Source organism: Geomonas sp. RF6 (assembly GCF_021044625.1).
In the GTDB taxonomy this organism is placed as follows: Bacteria; Desulfobacterota; Desulfuromonadia; order Geobacterales; family Geobacteraceae; genus RF6.
In genome coordinates, this window is sequence record NZ_CP087999.1 from 1,025,466 (window position 1) to 1,045,217 (window position 19,752).

At 59.5% G+C, this 19,752-nt stretch carries 13 protein-coding genes, 1 pseudogene and 2 riboswitches; of the genes and pseudogenes, 4 read left to right on the top strand and 10 right to left on the bottom strand.

The features are described from left to right. Positions 1–123: 123 nt before the first annotated feature. The 6 genes and pseudogenes from LPW11_RS04335 to LPW11_RS04365 form a co-directional block, all read right to left on the bottom strand. Entirely contained in the window at positions 124–906 is a 783-nt protein-coding gene (locus LPW11_RS04335) for a DUF899 domain-containing protein (protein ID WP_230996908.1), read from the bottom strand. A 335-nt stretch (positions 907–1,241) separates the two neighbouring features. Continuing rightward, positions 1,242–2,903: a C1 family peptidase gene (locus LPW11_RS04340; RefSeq protein ID WP_230996909.1), complete on the bottom strand. Its 1,662-nt coding sequence runs from the start codon at positions 2,901–2,903 to the stop codon at positions 1,242–1,244. A gap of 482 nt (positions 2,904–3,385) precedes the next feature. After that, a pseudogene (locus LPW11_RS04350) lies at positions 3,386–6,123 on the bottom strand (methyl-accepting chemotaxis protein). A gap of 278 nt (positions 6,124–6,401) precedes the next feature. Beyond that, the gene (locus LPW11_RS04355) at positions 6,402–7,928 is read right to left on the bottom strand and encodes a methyl-accepting chemotaxis protein (protein WP_230996912.1); all 1,527 of its coding nucleotides are present in this window, start codon (positions 7,926–7,928) and stop codon (positions 6,402–6,404) included. Between the two features lie 488 nt (positions 7,929–8,416). Further along, entirely contained in the window at positions 8,417–9,586 is a 1,170-nt protein-coding gene (locus LPW11_RS04360) for an IS4 family transposase (protein ID WP_230996629.1), read from the bottom strand. A gap of 609 nt (positions 9,587–10,195) precedes the next feature. Next, positions 10,196–10,345, bottom strand: coding sequence for a hypothetical protein (locus LPW11_RS04365; RefSeq protein ID WP_230996913.1), 150 nt, complete (start codon positions 10,343–10,345; stop codon positions 10,196–10,198). A gap of 79 nt (positions 10,346–10,424) precedes the next feature. Then, positions 10,425–10,501: riboswitch (cyclic di-GMP riboswitch) on the top strand. A 143-nt stretch (positions 10,502–10,644) separates the two neighbouring features. Beyond that, a riboswitch (cyclic di-GMP riboswitch) is annotated at positions 10,645–10,721 on the top strand. 63 nt (positions 10,722–10,784) lie between these two features. On the opposite strand from LPW11_RS04365, the gene LPW11_RS04370 reads away from it, so the two are divergent. The 3 genes from LPW11_RS04370 to LPW11_RS04380 all read left to right on the top strand — a co-directional run bounded on the left by LPW11_RS04370 (position 10,785) and on the right by LPW11_RS04380 (position 13,707). Continuing rightward, positions 10,785–12,119: a L,D-transpeptidase family protein gene (locus tag LPW11_RS04370; protein ID WP_230996914.1), complete on the top strand. Its 1,335-nt coding sequence runs from the start codon at positions 10,785–10,787 to the stop codon at positions 12,117–12,119. 111 nt (positions 12,120–12,230) lie between these two features. Continuing rightward, on the top strand, positions 12,231–12,572 hold the full coding sequence (locus LPW11_RS04375; RefSeq protein WP_230996915.1) for an Lpp/OprI family alanine-zipper lipoprotein: 342 nt from the start codon (positions 12,231–12,233) through the stop codon (positions 12,570–12,572). A 130-nt stretch (positions 12,573–12,702) separates the two neighbouring features. Next, complete coding sequence (locus tag LPW11_RS04380; RefSeq protein ID WP_230996916.1) at positions 12,703–13,707, top strand: L,D-transpeptidase family protein; 1,005 nt, start codon at positions 12,703–12,705, stop codon at positions 13,705–13,707. A gap of 28 nt (positions 13,708–13,735) precedes the next feature. Here the strand turns inward: LPW11_RS04380 and pssA are convergent, their stop codons facing one another. The 3 genes from pssA to LPW11_RS04395 form a co-directional block, all read right to left on the bottom strand. Continuing rightward, entirely contained in the window at positions 13,736–14,329 is a 594-nt protein-coding gene (pssA, locus tag LPW11_RS04385) for a CDP-diacylglycerol--serine O-phosphatidyltransferase (RefSeq protein WP_230996917.1), read from the bottom strand. A 131-nt stretch (positions 14,330–14,460) separates the two neighbouring features. Next, a complete protein-coding gene (locus LPW11_RS04390) occupies positions 14,461–15,108 on the bottom strand; it encodes a DUF6448 family protein (RefSeq protein WP_230996918.1) in 648 nt (215 codons plus the stop codon). 146 nt (positions 15,109–15,254) lie between these two features. Continuing rightward, complete coding sequence (locus tag LPW11_RS04395) at positions 15,255–15,857, bottom strand: hypothetical protein (protein WP_230996919.1); 603 nt, start codon at positions 15,855–15,857, stop codon at positions 15,255–15,257. Positions 15,858–16,437: 580 nt separating this feature from the next. Between LPW11_RS04395 and LPW11_RS04400 the strand changes: the two genes are divergently transcribed. After that, complete coding sequence (locus tag LPW11_RS04400; RefSeq protein ID WP_230996920.1) at positions 16,438–17,130, top strand: M48 family metallopeptidase; 693 nt, start codon at positions 16,438–16,440, stop codon at positions 17,128–17,130. Between the two features lie 218 nt (positions 17,131–17,348). Here LPW11_RS04400 and LPW11_RS04405 read toward each other — a convergent pair whose 3' ends face one another. Further along, on the bottom strand, positions 17,349–19,748 hold the full coding sequence (locus LPW11_RS04405; RefSeq protein ID WP_230996921.1) for a hypothetical protein: 2,400 nt from the start codon (positions 19,746–19,748) through the stop codon (positions 17,349–17,351). Between the last annotated feature and the right edge of the window lie 4 nt (positions 19,749–19,752).

Here is a 19,752-nt window from a genome sequence, read left to right on the forward strand (position 1 = left end):
CGTAAATGCAAAGCCTGACCCCGGGCCGCTGGCTCAGGTGCGGGGGCGCTGCCGGAGACGTTCAGCTTCGCCATCTCCGGTTGCAGCAAGTCGATCTGGAGGCGACGGAGTTGCCGACCACCTTCACCGCTTGTCGTACTCGTCATGGCGGCGCCACCAGACCCCCGCATCCTCGTTACGCCCTTTGGGGGCGCGATCAAGCCATTGATACATCCCCCACAGAATGTCCACGCCGCGGGCATAGGCAGAATAGGTGTGGTAGACGACGCCGTCTTCAAGCGCGAACGCACTCATCCCCGGCCTCTCTCGCAGGTAGGCGGGTGCGTCGATCCCGCACATGGCTGCAAATTTGGCCTCGGCATCCTCGCCTCCACCGTCTTCGCCTTGGCGCCACTGCTGCACCGGTTCGCGAGTGAAATTGTATTCCATCCCCTCGCGCTGCTGCTCCTCCGTGTAGGAGGCGCAGAAGTCGAAATTGAAGTCGCCGTCTTGTGACGACGCCCAGGGAAACGTCCATCCCATCCGGCGCTTGTACGTCTGCAACTTCACAAGCGGCGCCCGGGAAACCGCCCATAGCATCACGTCATGATTGGCTAGATGTACGACGAAACCGTTGAAGCCATCGGCAATGGCTGAACAGGACGGACACCCCGCCGTGTAGTCGGGGCCAAACATGAAATGGTAGACGATGAGTTGCGAGCGCCCTCGGAAGAGGTCCGCCAGGGAGGAGGTTCCCTCGTCGGTCTCGAACCGGTATTCCTTGCCGATTGGAACCCACGGCAACTCCTGCCGTCGCCGAGCCAACTCGTCGCTGCGATGCGTTAGCTCCTTTTCCGCCTTGAGTAACTCGAGCCGGGCTGCAAGCCACTCTTCTCTTGTCCCTGTCCTATGTTTTGTCACCGTCATTCCCTCCTTTCCGTGGCACATCCATCTTACGGCTGAGGGGTTCCTTGTCAAACAACACGGGCGGGTAGGTCAGAGCAGCGGGGTCATGCTTCGCATTTGGTGATTCGCTTGAGCTAATGCACAGAGAAAGCTGACACTGTCCGACTTCAGAAGGGACCGGATATCCTCGTCCTGCTTTAAGTCCAGTCTACTCAGTGCCGTCCTCGACATTCCCAGCGCGTGGCCGGGGAACTTTTCTCCTTCCCCACCACTGGGTTGCGGCAACCATAAAAATGAGATGCCGCCGGCATCTGCAACTGCCGACGGCATTCCAACTCCCCTGATACAGGAGCCTCTCAGGAAAACCACTTGTGATGCAGTGCCGAGTCCGTTCCCTGCACAAAGCAGTCGAGGCGGCCGCTCCCCCATGAGCTGACGCCTACGCTGGAGCAGAGGATCCCGCCAAGGTCTTCTTCTCCGCTCCACTTCGAGCCATCCCACCATTTGTGCCACATGTGCGAGCTGCGTCCAGGATAGAAGACGTCAATCCGGTTCGCCCCCCACGACTCGGCGGCCGGTTCCCCCAGGAGCGTTCCGCCGAGGTCCTCCCACCCGCTCCAGGTATGCCCGTCCCACCACTTGTGCCACAGGTGGCTGTCGTAGCCGCGCACGAAAGTGTCGAGCCTGTTGGCGGACCACGACGCAACGGCCGGGCCGGAGGTCAGGCCGCCCCCGAGGCTTTCCCATCCGTGCCACCCCGCGCCGTCCCACCAGAGATGCCACATCGCCTGGTCCACGCCTCGGGCGAAGACGTCGATCCTGTCCTGCCCCCACGATACTGCCGCGGGCTCGGAGGTGAGTGTTCCACCGAGGTCTTCCCAACCGCTCCACCCTCCTTGAAACCACTTGTGATGCAGATGGTGGTTCAACCCGACAACGAAGATGTCCAGCCGCCCGCTGGCCCAGGAGCAGATGGCGGGGGCACCCTGCACCTGCCCCCCGAGTGACTCCCATCCTTGCCAGCTGCTGCCGTCCCACCAGCGGTGCCACACCCTTGAGTCGAGGCCGCGGGCGACGACGTCTACGCGGTTTGCCCCCCAGGAGACGGCGCTCGGCCGCGATGATATCTGACCCCCCAGTGCCTCCCATCCGGACCAGCCCCCCTTTGAGGGAAGAACGACCCCTTGCGCGGTCCAGAACGGGAATTCCGAATCGAGCCCCGCCTCTCCGTAGGCAATCTTGAAGAAGCCGCCGTCCCCCCAGCCGGCCCCCCAGGAGTTCTTGCATATCCAGCATTGCTCTGCTTCGGAGTAGCCGATGATCTGCACGCAGTGCAGGCCGACGTCCCCTCCGGTGACATGGTGGTAAACGCCGCCTCCGTAGGAGAAAAAGTCGTTGAAGACGTGGAAGACGCCGCAACATGGCCCTGTGTTGCTGAGATAGTTTTTCCGGTCCACGATGCCCGCCACGGTCCCCGCGCTCGAGATCTTCACCGACCGCGTGTTGCGGTCCGGCACTACCACACACTTCGGATTTGGCGGAGGGGGCTCGAAAGCGCTGGCATAGGGGAACGCCGCCTCGTCCGGCAGACCGCGCTCCCTGATCTGCGTGAAGGCGTCGTCCGGCCACCAGCCGTTGCAGTTTGCGCCGTGGCTGGAACAGAAATGCAGGTCAGCCTCGGAGAGGTCGAGCCGTTGCCCCTTCTCCACGGAAGCCATCGACTCCACCACCGCCGAAGTGCCGAAAGAGACGCACGAGCCGCACCCACCCTGGTCCTTTACCGGTGTAACGTGGTTCCCGTTGTGGTTGCGCCAGTCAACGGCCGGCGCAAAATTAGGAGCCGCCGCGGCTGGCGGGTGTGCCATCGCAGCAGCAAGCGCCTGCGGATTGACGATGACGCCGAGCATCGCTTTCTTCTGAGCATCGCTCAAGGTGGCCTGCACCGTCTGTCGAGCCGTCCAACGCGCCCTGGATTGTGAAAGGTTCGCTGTCAGTGTCCGGATGTCGAGAACTGGCATACCGTTTCTCCTTCTCGCCACAGAGCAGCTGACTCTGCGGCAGGCAAGGCCGGGCCTCGTGGTGTCGATCGAGGAACCGGAGCCCCGGCTGCATCCGGCTCCTGAATCCGGGGAGGGAGGAGCGCCGGCATCACCCGGTGCCCCCTCCGCCTTCTGTGCTACGGAGAAAAAGACTTCATTACCGGCGGAGTGATGTCAAGGCGATAGGCCGCACCTTCCGAAAAGGAGTACTGCCTTGTAGGTGCTTTGCGCGAGTGAGGATGAGGTGGGGGGATGTCGGGGGGGGAGGGAGAGCCCCTGGAATGGAATGGCCGGTCCGCGACAACGTCCGGGCCGGGGCCGGGTCAGGCTTTGCAAACGGGGCAGGGTCAGGCTTTGCATTTGGTGATTTGCTTTGAAACGGGGCAGGGTCAGGCTCTGCATTTGGTGATTTGCTTTGTGGCCAAATGCGTAAATGCAAAGCCTGACCCCGGGTCGCTGGCTCAGGTGCGGGGGGCGCTGCCGGAGACGTTCAGCTTCGCTATCTCCAGCTGCAGCAAGTCGATCTGGGCCTTCTGGGATGCGACGGAGTCGTTCAGCATACGGACCGCGCCGAGGTTGCAATCGGTGGCCTCCATGATGTTGGCGACGGCGGGGACAATCTGGTCGCTGCCGCGGCTCTGCTCGTCGCAGGCCCGCTGGATCTGCTGGATCATGGTGGTGATGTGCTCCGTCGACCTGGCGATGAAGTTCCCCATGGTGCTCTGCTCGCGGGTCGAGTTCTTCACCTGCTCGGTGAGCGTCTTCATCCGCTCTACAGCGCCCATGATCTGGACGCTCCCTTCCCCCTGCTCCGCGGTGGAACGGGCGATGTGATTCACCATGGTGGAGACCTGCTCTATCGCCTGGCTGATCATCCTGCTCCCGTTCGCCTGCTCCGCCGTCGACCTTGCAATGCTGCTCACTTGCGCTGTCGCCTGCTCGGCTCCCGCCACGATCTTTTCCAGAGCCTCGCCGGACTGCCCCGAGAGCGCTTCCCCCTCCTCGATGCTCCGCTCGGTGACGGCGATGGCGGCGACGGCTCTCTTCGTTTCGTCCTGCACCCCTTTTATAACTTCGGCGATCTCCCGGGTCGACCTGCTGGTCTGTCCGCCAGGTGCTTGATCTCGTCCGCCACAACGGCGAATCCTTTGCCGTGCTCCCCGGACTGTGCTGCGATTATCGCTGCATTCAGCGCCAGGAGGCTCGTCTGTCCTGCCACGTCGTCGATGACCGAAAGCATCGCCCCGATGTCCCCCGCCCTGCGGGAGAGGGCCTGGACCGACTCGGAGGTGACGCGGGAGGCCTCGCGGATGCGTGCCATCCCCACGATCGTCGCCTCCACCGCCTCTTTCCCAAGTTCGGCATCCCTGCGCACACCTTCCGAGATCGCCGCCGTTTCGACCGCGTGCAGCTCGACCTCCTTGATGGAGCTGTTCATCTCCAGCACAGAAGAGGCGTTGGCGTAGGCGGCCTCCATGAGGGTCCGGGCATTGGAGCCGACCTCCTTTATGGAGGCGGCCATCTCGCCGATGGCTGAGCTGACCTCCTCGACCGACTGCGCCAGCTCCCCGGCGTTCAGGGCGACCTCCTCCACGCTCGCCGCCATCTCCAGGATGGAGGAGGAAGTTTCGTGCGCCGACCGCGAGAGTCCCTCCACCCCTTCGGCCACACCCTTGATGGAGGTGTTGATCTGGGTCATGGCAGACGATGCCTCGTTCACCGAGGACGCCTGCTGCTCCGCGGAAGCCATTACGGTTCCGGCGGCCTGAAAGATGTCTGTGGAAACACGGCCGAGCTCGCCGCTGGAGCGCCCCACCTGGGACACCAGCTCCGACAGGCGGCGGCTCATGGTATTGAAGTCCTCGGCGAGCTGGCCGATCTCGTCGCGGGTCTCGACGGGGATGGTGCGCGACAGGTCCCAGGTCGTTGTGACGGCGACGATGTGTCTTTGCAGCGTCTCGAAGAGGCGCAGGCTCTTTCGCACCGAGAGGTAGAAGATCCCGAGGGCCGCGGCGAAGATCACGCAGATGGTGAGGACGTTGAGAAGCACCCCCTTCCAGAAGGAGGCGAAGAGGGAGCTTACTTCCTTCTGGGAAAAGAGAATCCCCACCACCTTCCCCTCGGCGTCGCGCACCGGCGCCATGCCGACCGCGAACCTCCCTTCGCTGATGGAGACGATCTGCACCTTCGGCGTCTGCAGCGACTCCCGCATCTCCGGCAGGATGCGCGAGGCAAGCTTCAGCGTGATCTTCTCGTTGGTGGGGTAGAGTACCCTGAAGGTGCCGACCTTCCCACCCTGCACCTCCGTCTTCTTCCCGGCCAGGAACTCCTCTGTGAGGAGGAGGCTTTCGTCGTTGCCGGTGATGCTCTTCATCTGGGTGAAGACGTGGTCGATCTCCTCGGCCACTTCCATATAGCCGACCGCCCTGCCGTTGTACGACACAGGCCTCACGGAGCGCAGGGAGAAGAAGTTTTTCCCCATCTCCACCCCGCTCGCGGTCTTCCCGGAGGAGACCGCCTGCTTGAAAGTGGCCCGCGCGACGAGGTCTCCGGACTGCTCCGGCTTGTGCACCCTGAGGAGCACCTTCCCGTCCGGCTCGATGAAGTACATGTGGGTGATGTTGTTCTGCGCCTTGATGTCGGCGAAGAGAGGGGCGGCGACGCGCAGGAGCTCATCCTTGTTCTTCGCCGCGAAGGGGCGCAGGAGAGGCTCGAGGCGGTCCAGTCCTGCATGCGCCCTGGCAAGGCCCTCGGCGTCGGCGCTGACGATCGACTGAAAAAGGCGGTGCTCGTTCAGGGCCAGATCCTTCACGCTCTCGCGCAACTGGCGCATCTGGTTCTGGTACGTGATGAGACTGATGAGGGCGACGCTCATGACGCAGATGCAGGCAAGCGTCAAGAACACCCTCTTCTTGATGGTGAGGTTCTTCAGCATGGGGGGGTCCTCCGGGAAATCGGCAGGCTGCGTCACAGGTTCCTTCCGCAGCGTGGCAGGCCGGGCCGGAGGAAAAGACGGGAAAGGCGTGAGACGAAGACCATGGCAAATGCAGGGACCGGATACTACTACAAGCTGAGCATTAATGAAAGCTGCAAATTGCGTGCAGGCGGGCGCAACAGTGGAATTGTGCGGCGAAAACAGGGTGTGCCACTTCAGGAGAGGGCTTCTCTTTAAGGGAAGCGGTGGGGTCAGGCTTTGCATTTGGTGATTTGCTTTTGCGGAAGCGATGGGGTCAGGCTTTGCATTTGGTGATTTGCTGTTGTCAGCGCGGTGGGATCAAGCGGCGGGGGTCAAGCGGTGGGAGTCAGGCTTTGGATATGCTGGTTTGCTCCTGGCGAAATACGCAAATGCGAAGCCTGACCCCACGCGCGGTGCTGCCCCCACGCGCGGTGGTGAGCGGTGGGAGTCAGGCTTTGGATATGCTGCTTTGCTATTGGCGAAATACGTAAATGCAAAGCCTGACCCCAGGCGGTGTTCCCCTAAAACCTCTCGAATTCTTCATCCATGGCCAGCTCGGTGCCGCGAGCCTTCGGCCTTAGCGTCGCCACCCTTTTGGCGGCGGCGCCGGGCCCGGCAGCGGCCACCCTGGCGGTTGTACGCGGCCTCCCGGAGATCTCCTGGCTGCTGTCGCCCTTTGCCTTGAAGAAGGCTATCGCCCTCTGCAGTTGCACCGCCTGAACAGAGAGTTCTTCCGCCGTGGAGGACATCTCCTCTGCGGCGCTGGCGTTTTGCTGGATGATCTGGTCAAGCTGCTGGATGGCCTTGTTGATCTGCTCGGCGCCGGAGTCCTGCTCCCTGCTCGATGCGCTGATCTCCTGGACCAGTTCGGCGGTCTTCTGGATGTCAGGCACTATCTTCGCCAGCAGATCCCCTGCCTTCACCGCAATCCCCACACTGTTCGCAGAGAGCTGCGAAATCTCCGCCGCCGCTCGCTGGCTTCTTTCGGCAAGCTTTCTTACCTCGCTCGCCACCACGGCGAAACCCTTGCCGTGCTCGCCTGCCCGGGCTGCCTCAATCGCCGCGTTCAGCGCGAGAAGGTTCGTTTGCCGGGCGATCTCCTCGATTATGTTGATTTTGGAGGCTATCTCCTTCATGGCGAGTACCGTTGCCTCGACTGCTTGTCCCCCCTCTTTGGCGTCCTCGGCGGACTTGACGGCGATCTTTTCAGTCTGCGCGGCGTTGTCTGCATTCTGCCTGATGTTGGAGCTCATCTGCTCCATGCTGGAAGAGGCCTCCTCCGCCGCAGCCGCCTGCTCGCTCGCCCCCTGCGACATCTGCCCGGCATTGGAGGAAAGCTCATGGCTCCCCGAACCGAGGCGGCCGGCGACCTCGACAAGAACGTTTACCGGCTTCATGATGCTCCTGATAAGAAGGAAGACGCTCAGGATGGAAAGGGCGATGACCAGGATGCTAATCACCGTCAGTGCTCCTTGCGCCTGCTCGAGTGCGCCAGCGACGTCGTTCTTCAGGCGCCCCGTGACGGCGTCCTGCTGGGACTTCAGCAGTGCTGCAGACGCGTCGTTCACCTTCGCCAGCGACGGCACAGCGAGCTTCAGGGCGCGCACCGTCTCGGCCTGGTTCCCGGAAGCGGCTATCTCGAGGACGTTGGTGTTCAGGGCCGAGCACTCCTTTATGGCGTCCTTGAAGACGGCAAGCCGCTCCTTGTAGGCCTTTCCTGCCGGCGTGTCTGCTACCGGCGTCTCGTCCAGTTTCCGCATCACCTCGCGGTAAACATTTCGCTCGGCCTCAATGGCGCGGTGAGCGTCCCTCCTGAACGCCTCGTCCTGAATAGCAGCAAAGAGGGCGACCGTCCTGGTTATGGACTGAATGGAGTTCGCCGCCGTGGTGATCATGGCTATCTTTGGCAGGTTGCTGGACATGATGTGATTGCTGCTTTTCTGGATCTTCCGGAATTCAAAAGAGGTGTAGAAGATGCTTGCGACAAAAAGTGCAATTGTGAGTGCGAAGACTGCAATCAGTCTCTGGCTTAGCGTCCATTTGTTCACGTGTCATGTCTCCTTTGTCAATAGGCTGTAGCCACAACACTCATCGGGCATTGTGTCCGCTCCTTGAGACCCGCTGGAGAGACGTTCGAGGCCGCCGTCGGTATAACAAGGTTTATGCATACAGAATTGGTATGACCACCATACCTCCAGGTGCGTAGGAGATTGAGATTTTTGAGTCATCTATTTTGTGAATGCCGTTCTATTGCTAACGGGAGTGCGCAAAAGGCAGCTTCGGCGGCGTCGCGTTTACAAAATAAAAATAATTCGGCCACAGCAAAGGAACAACCGAGGTCGTGGGGTCAGCCAGGCTCCCGTGGCATCACCGCACGCCCCTCCCCTGTTCCTCACGGCAACTCGACCGGTTCCATGACTCCTTCATGAAGGATCATCCGGGAAATGCGGGGAAGCGTGGGTACATTGCCACGAAGCACTGCAGAAGGCCTAACGTTCCCCCCTTTGCGAAGGGGGGGCAGGGCAGCGTTGTCCGGTTAGGTTTTTGCTTTGCGTCGTTTCTGCTTTTTTCGGTTTTTTTTGGCCTCATTTTTTCGCAGTCTAGAGGCTTCAGCTGCCATTCCAGCAGCTTCACTAGCGATTTTGTTTCTTAGCTCTCTGACACGATTGATGCTCACCCGCTCGTTATGCTGTTCTTGGCAGTAAATGGCCAGGAGAAGGTAAGTGATAAGTCCACTAAGGACCTGCACCATCACGCCATACTGGCTTCTGGCGATTAAGTGGTAGACGTTGAGGTATCGTTTCCACCAGCCAAAGAAGGTCTCTATGTTCCAACGTAGTTTGTAGGCTTCGGCCACCTGTTCAGCGGTAAGGTCATAGCGGTTTGTCGCAACCCAGTATTCCTTTCGGTCAACGCGATAGCCAACTACTCGGAGCTCTTTCTGCCCTTCAGTGAGCCCCTTCTTGCCCAGAATAACGATGGCGTCATAAAAGACGATGTCACTGTGCGGAAGAGGATTTTGACGGACGACCTTCTTTCTGGCTCTCTGCTGGATGCGGCAGATAAAGAGTTTGCCGTCTTCTTGCCACTGATCGAAGTCGGCGTTGCATTGGTACCCTCGATCAAGGACAGCAGTTTCGCCAGGCTGGAGGATACGGTCTACATACTGCCGCTCCACCTGGTTAGCGTCAGTCACGACCACACTCGTCGGCACACCACGGTTCAGATCAAGGCCTACGTGGGCTTTGGCTTTATTGTGAGTGCTTGAGTACTGCGCCCAATCCATGGACATCAAAGCGTCGATGACAGATCCATCGATGCCAACAAGGTTGCCAAGTTCTGCGTGTTGGGCGGGAATGACTTTGCGAGCCTCTTTCGCCAGTGCTCCAAAGATTTCAGTGAGTTGTTCGAGTCCACGTGTGTTGATAGCCTCAAAAAAGGCGGATTTTTTAACGCCTTTAGGTGGCGCAACACATTCCTTGGCGAAATTGTCCTGTTCCAGGGCCTGGATCAGTTCTCTTCCAGAAGAGAATTCCTGGAGATGGTAGTAGACAAGGGCCTTTAGCTGATCGTCGAATGACAGTTGCAACGGTCGGTAACCTCTCGATGTAAGTGGAGAAACAGGGGTGCATGATCTCTTTACTGGGTCGAGAAGTCTATTAAATTCATAAGGATTCTGCGGCTTTTGTCTGCTGAAGGGACGCATGTCGTAACCACTCCCGAATTACGTAGTTACGAACGCGGCGCGCGCCACCCTTCAACAGATGTCAAGCAAAAAGTACAGCAATATCAAAGATTTCAGAGAGCAAGAACCTAACCGGACAACGCTGGGGGCAGGGGGGATTTGATCTTCAAGTCTCCTCCAGAACCGCAGCCCGTTTAACAGTACATCTCGGACATCGAACCGCAGTGCCGCGGATCAACGACATACGCCCCACCAGTTTTTTGCAAAGTGGAAATCAAAAAAATCCCTTGAAATCACAGCAGTTGCGCAGTTGCAGGAGGGTCCTGGCCAAGTCAAATCCCCTCTATCCCCCCTTCGCAAAGGGTCTTCCGGGAATTCTGGAGAACGCGCTACAAAGAATCCGGGTGCCCCCACGCTGGAGCGTAGGCATCTTGCCTGCGATGGCGGCGCAGCCGCCACAGACCGCGCGGCTGGCGCCGCGGTACAGGCTGGGAAGCCTGTGCTCCAGCGCGGCGCCACTAGTGTCCCCTCACGTCAACGGAAGCGACCGGGCTGAATTCCCGGAATTCCCGGATGAACCTTTGCGAAGGGGGGGACGCGAGGCCTCGTGCGGCCCTTCATTGGAACATACTACGGCTTCCCCGGAATTCTCGGAAGAGCCTTCATGAAGGGGTGGCAGGGGGTGGCGTCTTGTCCCTGGCGCCTGCTATCGCTCCCTCTTTCTATCTCGGGGTTGAAGCTCCTGATGCAGCTTTTTTCGATGAAGATCTTCTGAAGCATTTGTATTCACTGACTGAGCAATGAAAGGTATTGACAAAGGATTTTTCGACTGTATTATTCAGTTAAAATTTTGAGAGATATACGATAATACTCAACCATCCGCAAGGATGGGGCGGAAAGCCTATAGGGTCTCACCGAGACAGCCGGGTTGCCGAAATATCATACGATATATTGGCCCCGGCTTTTCTTTTGTTTCAAACACACAAGAAGGGGTGCAAGCAGCAGGAGATGTGCGTGTGAACGGCAACGTAAATGCCGTATCACGTACAGGCGCAACCGGCATCACAATGGTCGGTGGTACACGATAATACTCAACCATCCGCGAGGATGGGGCGGAAAGCCTACAGGGTCTCTCTGAGACAGCCGGGTTGCCGAATGTCACCATTTCTTTCGGACCCGGCTTTTTTGTACCCAAAGACCCACTTCAGGATGAATCAGTATGTCAGTAGCCCAGCCGCTCATATTCAATGTCCTTCGACTCGTGGCTCTCGCCGCACTCGTCCTTTTTCTCGACGGCTGCGCCGCCCTGAAGCCCGTCCAGCAAAATCCGGAGCAGTATCAGACCCGTATGGTGAAGGATGTCGAGCGGAGCAACTTCCCGGCTCCCAGGGGAGAGGATGTCATCGGCAGCCTGGTGGTCATGAGACTCGCTACGGGGGACACGCTGCCGGATGTGGCAAGGCACTTCAGCCTTGGCATCAACGCGATCAGTGCCGCCAACCCGGGGGTAGACATGTGGGTGCCAGAGGCCGGAAGGCGCGTCGTGCTGCCGCTGGCTTTTATCCTCCCTGATGCTCCCCGTAAGGGGATCGTGATCAACGTGGCGACGATGAGGCTCTTCCAGTTCAAGGGAAACGGCCAGAACCCGACCGTCTCCACCTACCCGGTCGGCGTGGGAACGAGGGAGCGGCCAACGCCCACCGGGCAGATGCGTGTGGAGCGGAAAGCGATGCTGCCGACATGGCATGTGCCCGCTTCCATTGCAGAAGATCACCGGAAAAAGGGAGATCCTCTGCCCGCACAGGTGCCACCGGGCCCCCAGAACCCGCTCGGGGAGTGTGCGCTCTACCTGAGCAAGGCCGGCTACTTAATCCACGGCACCAACAAGCCCGCGAGCATCGGGCTTAAGGCAACCAATGGCTGCATGAGGCTCTACCCGGAAAACGTGAAAACGCTCTTTGAAGAGACTCCGGTGAACACTTCCGTGGCTATCGTGGACCAGCCGTACCTCGTCGGGCAGCGCAAGGGGGTCCTTTATCTCGAGGCCCATGTACCGCTGGAGGGGTCCGGCGCCGCCGAGCTGGAAAGGATCAGGGAAAAGCTGAGAAGACTCGAGAAGAAGTCGGGGCGCACCCTGGACTGGAAAAAGATTGAACAGGTGCAGACCCAGGCGCTTGGCATTCCTGTTCCCATCGCCGAGCTGGTGCCGGGAAGTGCGCAAGAGGTCCCGGAGCTGGTGGAAGCCGTGCATCCCGAGAAGCTGTACGGCGTACCACAGATACCGGAACTCAGACTGGACGGGTGGTACGTGCTGGCTGCCAGTGTGCGTGAAGAGAAAGATGCTGCGACGCTTGCCGCCATCATAAATCACCAGGGCCCCCCGATTCCGGCGCGGGTACTCCCGAAAAGCGAAAGCAGCTACCGGGTCATCGCAGGGCCTTTCCGCGATGCGGGGGAGGCGAGGGAAGCGGTGAAGCGGCTGAAGATAGACCTGGAAATAGAGGGAATACTGATCGAGCCGGTCCAACAGGCGGATCTCGGAAAAAAGATGTAAAGCCAACCCCGCTGCTTTCAGTCATGCGGGACATATCAACCCTTCGGCTGTGAAGCCGGGCCGAATCCCACACGCAGAGATTCGGGAATCCAGAGGAGGAGGTAAAACGAGATGAGGAAAACTTTAGCGATCGCATTGATGCTGGTGTGTGCAGGTGCCGTGACTGGGTGCGCAACGTCCCGTGAACTGGAGAGAGTACAGGCTCAGGAAAAAATGATCGGTGCCAAAGCCGATCAGGCGCTGCAGGATGCACAAGCCGCCAAAGCGGCAGCCGATGCGGCTAAACAGCAGGCGGACGCCGCCGCAGCCCGTGCCGACAACGCAGTGAAGATGGCCGAGGAAAGAGAGCAGGCGCTCGTCGAAAGGGAAAAGGCAGTGGTTGAAAAGGAAATGATGGCAGATGAAAAGGCGGAAAAGGCTACCGCCGCGTTCCAGAAATCGATGAGGAAATAGGTAATTCATCGCTGGTGCTTTGCTTGGGATGATGAAGAGCTTATGATGATGAGGAGCCAGGGACGCCCCCCTGGCTCCTCATCATCCTTTTAACTGCGCCCGATGCGAGCGCCGGCCCAGCGGTGAGGAAATGAAAGTCCTGAGCATGCTGCTACACCGACTGTCTGTGGCGTATAGACAGTCTTTCCCACATGTTGCAAGAGCTGCCTCAAGGCGGCTACAACTTCTGCTGTTTTGCGTGGGGCTCGCAGGCGGGGTGTTGCCGGGATGCACCCACCTCAAGAGCGGCTACCAGTCGAAAGCTGCCTTCGAGGAAGCGGACCGCGATTTCGGCCAGGGAAAGTTCTCAAATTCTGTGCAGAAATATGAGCAGGTCTTGCTGAAATACCCGAAGGAAGGCGACCGGGCACTCTTCGAGATGGGGGTCGTCTATTCCCATCCGAGGAATGAGCAGAAGGATTATCAGAAGGCGTTGGAGTGCTACAGCAGGATCGTGGCGGATTATCCCGGGAGCGCGTACCGGCAAGACAGCGAGATGATGATCTTCTACATCAACAATGTCATCTTCAAGGATGGTCTGATAGCGTCGCAGCAGGCACTGATCGAGAGGCTCCGCGAAGACGTCAGAAGCCGGGGGGAAGAGATCGGCACCCTGCAGAAGAAAATCAAGGAGCTTGAGGAAAAGATTACAGTCATTTCAGCGCCCAAGGGCCCGGCGGACAAGATCGTGGTGGAAAAGAGCGCGCGAAGGATGACCCTGTTCTCCAACGGCGCCGTCCTGAAAAGTTACAAGATCGCGTTGGGGGGAAATCCGGTCGGTGCGAAGGAAATGCAAGGAGACAATAAAACGCCTGAAGGTACCTACACCATCGATTCACGGAAGAAGAGCAGCCAGTATCACCTCTCCCTTCACATCTCCTACCCAAACGAGGAGGACAAGAAGCGGGCGAAACAGCTCGGTGTTTCGCCGGGCGGGGACATCATGATTCACGGGATTAAGAGCGGCTTCTCCTGGGTCGGAAATCTCCACACCGAGATCGACTGGACGAAAGGGTGCATCGCGGTAACCGATGAAGAAATAGAGGAAATAGACAGGCTGGTACCAAACGGAACGGTCGTGGAAATAAGGCCGTAGAAGATGCGTATTCCATCCCTTCTGCAGTTCAAAACTTCGGGAACCTGAGGCGGGTCACCATGAGTGAGCCCGACAGCGCGAAAAGGAGCACGATCGGGTGCAGCGTGAAGCCTGCCAGCACCACCTTCCCAAACCACAGAGAATCGTGCAGCGCCCCCTGTGCTGCAGCAACCCACATCATGATGACCAGCAGCAGCGACGTCGGAATGGGAGTCCCCTCAAAGTACTTCACCTTGTCACCACCCTCGCAGAGCTCGTCTGCCGTGACATTGAAGCGGGCAAGGCGGGAAACGCCGCAGGCAACGAAGATGGCAAGGACGATGCGGTCGTACAATCCCTGCATCCCGCAGCCGTAAGCAATGGCAGCAGGCGCAACGCCAAAGGAGACAATGTCGGCGAGAGAGTCGAGGTCCCGGCCGAGCGGGGAGCTCTTCTGCCGCCAGCGGGCTATCCGCCCGTCAAGCACATCAAACACAAAAGACGCCACAACCAGGGCGGATGCGAAGTAGACATGCTCGACGTCCAGAGTCTGCAGGTACGTCATGATGGCAAAGAGGGCAGACATACCGCAGGTGGCGTTCGCCAGCGTGACCCAGTCGGCCAAGTGAAATTCCCGGATCATTGAAAAAGGCTTCCGGTCAGGATTCTTCATCACGGACATCATCTCCTCTCATTCCATAACTAAAGATCTTCTACATCTATCCTTCAGGTGCTTCCGGCATTTTTATTGAGCCTACCGGCCGTACTTTTACCTCAATTCTCGTGCTGGTGCTTCGGGCTCCGTTTGTGGCTCGCGGCGTCTCCGTCGTGCTCTGCCCCCCCTTCCTCGTGCCCGCCTAACCGCTCCGCCGTATGCTGCAGGTGCTCGATATAGTGGGTGTAGTCGACATAAGCCGCCACATATTCCCGCCCCTTCTGGACGCTCTCATCCTTGTGTTTCTGCGCCTCGGCAACCCTCTGGTATCGCCGAACGATTCCTGCCTTGACCGCCGCGTTGACCGCGCTTATCACTTCGTCCGGCTTCCCTTCGGCAAGAGCCTTGTCCGCCAGCGCGATTACCGGCTCTACCTCCCCCGCCGGCTTCAGCCCGGTGAATGCGGCCCCCTCCGCGGCACGGTGGATCCCCACCACCGCCTCGAAGAATCTCCTCTCTTCCGCCTGAGCTCCCTTTGTCCCCCGTGCCGCGAGTGCTCTTTTAAAGGCGCCCTGCACGGACTTCTCCTCCGTTGCCGGGACCCATTTCAGCACCGGAGTCACATCCCCCGCAGCAAGCGCTCTTCGGGCATCCTGCACAACAGGCCCGTCGAGAGTATCACAATGCGCTGCTGCAAGAGAATAGGCCATGAGTGTAATTATGAGTGAAATGGCAGCTACTGTGGCGTTGACTCTCTTCGATCTCATATGGCCTCCTCAGAGTGATCCGCAGTCTGCCTATATGTTATCGCACCGCAGTCCGAATTATATTGATTCAAGTCACAGGACGAGAGGTGGGAGGTTTGAAGGGAACGCCGTAAAAGTTGGTGGCGCTGGTTATTGCAATCGGTGGATCATTTCGAAGGGACAGCAGGAGCGATTATCTCCACAAAATCATGTCGTAGCCGCTGCCTGCGCTCCTCTACCATTCTGTCTATGTCCTCCTCGGTATATTGCTCCCAGAATGAACTGTGCGGATTCTGATACCACTGCCCCACCCGCGGCAGATCGTCCGACTTTGGCGGCTCCCACCGAGGATACTCCGGCAGGAGGGTTCTCTTTCCTTCCGCATCTTTCGCGCCGTTGCGCTGGAGAAAGTCGAGGAAAACGATGGGACCGAGACCGAAGTGGGTTTGCAGGTCGTCGTCGTGAACTATCTTGTGGAAACTGATGGAGTCGTTCTTGATCTCCGTTTGGCGCAGGAGCCTCTGGTACACAAAATCACCCATGAGGGCAAACTTGAGATGCGGGTCGCCGACCATGGAGGTCAGAACCTTCAGCGCTTCGTAGTCCTCCTGCATCTCCAGCGATCGTCTCCGAATCAGATACTGCTGGCGCAACCGGTCGCGGACGTTTTGTACCTGTCTCGCTTTATGGAGATTGAAACGGTACAAGCGCGCGTCTATCAGCGTTACTCCGCGAAGATTCTTCCCCTCTTTTCGGTCTTCTTTTCCCATTCTTCCTTTCGGAGGCAGAGGACATCGCCACTTTCAAGCGCCTGGAATGCGCGGTGAGGACTCACTCCCCCGCCGCATTCTGTCTTCCGACCACGGCGGGACCGGCTGGTCCCTTCGCAATCGATACCTCGGCGACGGCACCGATCGCAACCCTCTTATCGACAAAGGGGGACGATGCTTAAGTCGAAGATCTGCATTCCAAAAACCATTCACGCTTTCAGGTTCACCGGAGAAACATGCAGGTCCCAACCGACTACACCTATCCCGGGGCGAGAGGGGTGCGAGTGAACGGTCTGTCGCGCACGGTTCCCTCCTGGCAGGGGAGCTCTGACGGTTGATGGTCGCATAAAGGTTGTCACAAGGCTATAAAGGCAGTAAAATCCGGCGCCGTGACGATATCGAAACGGCAGATGCATTGCTTACCGCTGCTAGTACGACTGCCATCTATCATTACCCTGGGAGGTTTTCTGCAATGATCTTACGTTGTGTTATTACCGCGGTGTCACTGGCTTTTATCGTTTCATGCAGCACCGTCCCCATAACAGGGCGGTCTCAGCTGAACCTGATCCCCGGAGACACGATGCTTTCCATGAGTCTGCAGCAATACGACTCGTTCCTTAAAGAACATACCTTGAGCACCAACAAAGAGCAGACTGCAATGGTCAAAAGGGTTGGGGGGAAAGTGCAGAGTGCGGTGGAGCGCTACTTTGCCGCTAAGGGTCTGCAGAGCCGGCTGGCCGATTACAAGTGGGAATTCAACCTCGTGGAGGACAAACAGGTCAACGCGTGGTGCATGCCGGGGGGGAAGGTCGTTGTCTACACAGGCCTCTTGCCGGTAGCGCAAGGAGAGGCCGGTCTGGCGGTAGTCATGGGGCACGAGATAGCCCACGCCATAGCGGAGCACGGCAATGAGCGCATGAGTCAGGGGCTATTGGCCCAATTTGGGGGGTCAGCCCTGGGTGAAGCGCTATCCTCCAAGCCCGCCGCCACCAAGCAGCTGTGGATGTCGGTTTACGGTCTCGGGACGCAGTACGGTGCGCTCCTGCCGTACAGTCGGCTCCAGGAGAGCGAAGCTGATCGGCTCGGATTGGTCTTCATGGCCATGGCCGGGTACGATCCGAATCTGGCCGTTCCATTCTGGCAGCGAATGGCCGCACAAAAACAGGGGCAGGCACCTCCGGAGTTCCTGAGCACCCATCCATCGGATGCTACACGAATCGCTAATCTGAAACGACTGGTGCCGGAGGCGATGGAATATTTCAGACCGAGTTGAGGATAAGAGCAGTTGTAGGCCGGAATAAGCGGTAGCGTTTCCGGCACTCTCTGGTGCGCGGCTGCGTCTGTGGTGGACTGCCGGGAACGCCTGCCAGCTTATCCCGGCCTACATGGACCATGCTGTCCCTGTCGCTCCCCGGAAGATGAGCCGAAAAAAAGGGACAGAAAAAGTAGCCTGTCCCCTTTTTACTGATGTAGCCGGCGTGGGACCGGCCTCTAGTTCTTGTCCCGCACCAGTTTGTCCAGGTCGACGAGGAGCTCGCGGAAGGGGAAATCGGAGGCGCCGACGGTCAGGGCGGCGGCTGCGTAGGTGATCGTCTTTCCCCCCACCGTCCTCTTTACCAGGATTCCGTCGTGCGTGAGGCTCGAGGTAAGGCCGCATTTCGTCGGTGGAGGGTTGATTACCAGGCCGCCGAACTGGCCGTCCCAGAAGAAGGAGCAGGCATCTTGCAACGTTTTGACGATGCTCGCGGAGGAGGCGTCGTCCACCAGGCGCCCCTGCCTCAACAGGGCAAAGTAGGTCGCGACCGAGAGGGCGGTGGCGTTGTGCGGGAAGACCGGCTTCGGCTCTTTCATGGCATTCCCCTTCCACCTGAAACTCAGCCCTGCCCGCCCCCCTGTCACACACTCCAGCGAGCTCAGATCCGGGGTCAGCAGCCGGCGTACAAAGTCCTTGTTTGTGCAGCAGTACCCGCCCCACAGCCACAGGCCGCCCCGTGTCTGATGACGCAATCCCGACTGCCACATGACCGAGGCGATGTAGGAGAAGCCGACCTGGGAGATGATCTGGTCGACGGCGCAATTGCTGTTGTCCTTATACGCAGCGGTAATATTGCGCTCCAGCGCCGTGCTGAAGGCGACTGAGACCGGGCGGGAGCGGTCGGCGGCTTCGTCGAACTTGAAAAGTTCCGCCACCCGCGGCAGGGTGGTGAATCCCGCTTTCTTCCACACCGCATTGGCACCCTTCACCAAGTCATCCTTTTTGGTGTACGAGTTCAGCTCCGCCAGCCGGTTCAGGTCGCGGCGCAACTGGTGGGCCGCGTAGAGGGCGCAGATCTTCGGGGTGCTCGCGCCGTCGGTGGCAAAGGTGGAGCCCCACCCTGCCGGGTCCGGCTTGAAGAGCTTCCCGCCGGTGAGATCTATAAGGGTGACCCTCAGCCGGTCCCCCGCCCTGGCGCTCTCCTGCGCGCTGCTTCTGGTGGCGAGAAAGCGCGCGTACTTCGTCCGGATCAGGTTGTCCAGATTGGTCTGCAGTCCGTTGGTGCGCCGGTCCACCAGTATATCGTCGGTAAGGGTGCTGACAAAGCCGGGGTTCATCCCCTGCTGATCCATGACCGTGACGCTGCCGGCCGTCCCCGTCGCACTCTTTGGAATGTGGTAGTGCTCGGTGAGTTTCACTCCCACCGGGGGCTTCACCCCCTCGAACTCGACGTACTCCTCCGTCTCTTCAAAGTCGGGGGCTTCCTCTTCGCCGGCGACGTCCGCGCAGCGCCCCTTGCCGCCAGCGCCGCGAACCGGCTCCCCGCCGCGATAGCTCTCTTCCGCCTCCCATTCCTCCCCTTCCTCGGAAGCGCTCTCTTCCTGCGGATAGACGTACTCCTCTTCCTCAAAGGAGCTCCAGACGCCCGTTTCCGGCTCCTCACCGACATACTCCTCCAGCTCCGGTTGCACGGCGGGGGGGACGGTGATGCCGAAGACCCAGTCGGAGAGGTGCATAGCCTGGGCGGTGCGCACGGTGGCGTTTCGCTTCGTCTGGTACGCCCGGACCGGAATAGCCCGGCGGTCGAAGATGTCCACCCCCTTTAGCGCGTCCTTGAGATACGGGGTGGCGCCGCCGGTTCCCGCGGCCATCGCTATCCTCGTGAGGGCGATGCGCGTGGCAAGGGGCAGCGTGTCGAAGTCCCCCCCCGCCTCCTTCGCCAGTTCGCGCAGGCGCACCTCGCGGAATTTCAGATACACGGCGGTGGCAAGGACTGCATCGGCGCCGGAGTTGAAGAGGATCGTCTTTACGGTACGCCGGTTTGTTTGGGCGTCGTTCAGGTGCTCGGCAGGCTTCTGGTTTTTGTCCCACTTCACCTTCTTGTAGGCCGGGACCCTCGCCTGGATTGCGGCGCGCCCTTCGTAAAAGTCGTCGGCGCCGATGTGGTAGGAGCTCACCTTGTCGCTGGAGAGGTAACTCAAGGGGCGGCGGGTCTCGGCCATCATGACGGTCCCCAGAAGACCCGGGTTGAGATCCACCTCCCGTGCCGCGTCCTCCACCAGCTTTTTCAGCCTTTTTCCGCTCTTCCCCATGAAAAAGCGCCTGTGGTGGTCGACAACCTCACTCCCGGAGACCACCAGGTCCGTATTTGCCGCGGACGCCTCCACCGCCGGCCACACCACCTGGTCCTGGATCGTCGACCACTCCTGGCTCAGCTTCCTGAAATCCTTACCCTTCGGGTCGAGCGGCGCCACGGCGAGCTCGGTGTGGCGCGTGAAGAAGATCATGTTGGTGAGATCGTTCACGTCCCTCGAGCCCCCCTGTATGGCGAGCTTGAGGGCGAGGGGCTCATCCCCCTTGGCAAGGGCATCGGCCACATCCTTCGGCACATTGGCGCGGTCGAACCGTTCCTCCACGGGC